Origin of the sequence: Clostridium puniceum, from assembly GCF_002006345.1 — a bacterium.
Classification (GTDB): Bacteria; Bacillota; Clostridia; order Clostridiales; family Clostridiaceae; genus Clostridium; species Clostridium puniceum.
In genome coordinates, this window is the sequence record NZ_LZZM01000083.1 from 1 (window position 1) to 1,853 (window position 1,853).

A 1,853-nucleotide genomic window follows, 5' to 3' on the forward strand; every position below is an offset into this window, starting at 1 on the left:
TCATGAGGTGTCATATCTTTAAATTGCATTTAATCCACCTTCTTACTATTCTTTACTTAAGTATTCCCTTACTGAATCTATCCATTTGATTAGATCCTCTTTTTGTTCATCTAAAGTTAAATCCAATACACTCATGGATTCCTCTATTTGTTCAAGAACTTCACTTGCATGCTTGCATTTAGTTTTTAATCTTTTTATTTCTCCATCTTTACGGATATCTGTTGCATAACTCATTCCTTCTTCACATCCCTTTTCCTGAATTTAAGATAAAATGACCATCCTGTTAACTTGTTATTTTTAGCTTTACATGTTGTAAAAATCCAACCTGGATATTTCTTTTCCCAATACTGTCTATCTTCATAACATCGAGATATTTTTTTTATTTCTGTTTTTGTATATCTATAATCATTTGTTCTCATTACTGGCTTAAGTAAATTTTGTGACTGTGTCCATCTTTTTTTGTTATCAGGATTTTTAACTAAATATTTACATAAATCTTTGATTCCAAATTCATTAGGCTGTAATCTATCGGCATTTACATATCCAATTTTTTCAGCAATTTTTTCACCTTTTTTTCTTCTTTTACACCATAAATCTTCTACAACATCTCTGATTAATCCACCACTTATAATTGCATGATGATGAATTCTCGTAGGTTTTTCTGTTTTTTTATCCTCTGTGTACTCTGTAACTAAAATATACTTTAAAGGGGATAACCCTTCTTTTTTTCTTCTATAATCAATTCTTCTTAAATAATTATTAGCTTGCTTTTGTGCTTCTTCATAACTTGATGGTAAAGTTTCATTTGAATAAGTGAATGATACATGTAAATCTTCTCTTCCAAAATTTCTATTTCCTAACTGAACAAAATATCTTTTTGCATTCTTATCATTCAAGTTTTTTTGTTTTGGTGCTGATACTTTTTTCTTCTTACTTCTTTTCCCTTTTTTATTCTGCTCTTCTGTACTTCTATAAATATCAACTTCTAAATATTCATTACAAAATATCTTCTTCTCTCTTATAAAACTTTTCATAATTATAGCCTCACTTGTCTCTAGTTAATTTTCATCTTCAGTAATACTTTTAGAGTTTTCTTTATACACTCTCTGTAATGGTATTTCTTTATTCTATAACTTCTTATATTAATGTTTAGTTATAAAGATAATACCTATTACAAGCTCTCTAAAGCCTTGAAAAAATGTTCAAAAAAATTGACATTATACCTTATATGAGACTATAATTAAAATATGTTGAGTTCATATTTTAGGTATTGGGAATGCGTTTCACTGCTAATGAACCGCATTCTTTTTATGTCATTAATGTAAAAATATTTCATTTTCCTTTATAACTTGACATTTATATTATCTTTACTGTAAAATTTTAGTTAGTTTCTATTGAATTATTTTATTGACTGCATGATATTTCTATTAATTTATCATGTTACTATCAATAAATTAGGGACTGTATGCTACCGACTGCTCTTGAACTGGTACTTCAAGGGCAGTTTCTTTTATATCTACTTCCAAATCTGATTTGCCTCCTCTTCATTATTTAATTGCTTACACCTTGGACAAATGTAACCTTTAGGATCTATATTTTTCTTTATACTTACATTCCAATGTAAATTACACTCAATGCATTTTATTGTCATAATTATTACTCCTAAACCATATTCCATCATATGAATAAAATCATGGCCAATATTATAAACGTTAGCAGCAGTGATGCTTTTATAATACAAATATCTTCTTTCCTTTTTTTATTTAAATAATATATAGCTGCATTAAGAGCTGCTGCATCTTGCTTAAATATTTCATCTGCGCCTTCACTTTTGGCCATATATTCAGCTTCAC

General features: G+C 27.9%; 3 protein-coding genes. All 3 read right to left on the bottom strand.

Annotation, left to right across the window (positions count from 1 at the left end; translation table 11 throughout):
• Positions 1-45 precede the first annotated feature (45 nt).
• On the bottom strand, positions 46-234 hold the full coding sequence (locus CLPUN_RS06630) for a hypothetical protein (RefSeq protein ID WP_077846536.1): 189 nt from the start codon (positions 232-234) through the stop codon (positions 46-48).
• Entirely contained in the window at positions 231-1,034 is an 804-nt protein-coding gene (locus CLPUN_RS06635; RefSeq protein ID WP_077846537.1) for a rolling circle replication-associated protein, read from the bottom strand. Before CLPUN_RS06635 ends, CLPUN_RS06630 begins: the two co-directional genes overlap by 4 nt.
• Positions 1,035-1,516: 482 nt before the next feature.
• Positions 1,517-1,651, bottom strand: coding sequence for a hypothetical protein (locus tag CLPUN_RS29135; RefSeq protein ID WP_278281608.1), 135 nt, complete (start codon positions 1,649-1,651; stop codon positions 1,517-1,519).
• Between the last annotated feature and the right edge of the window lie 202 nt (positions 1,652-1,853).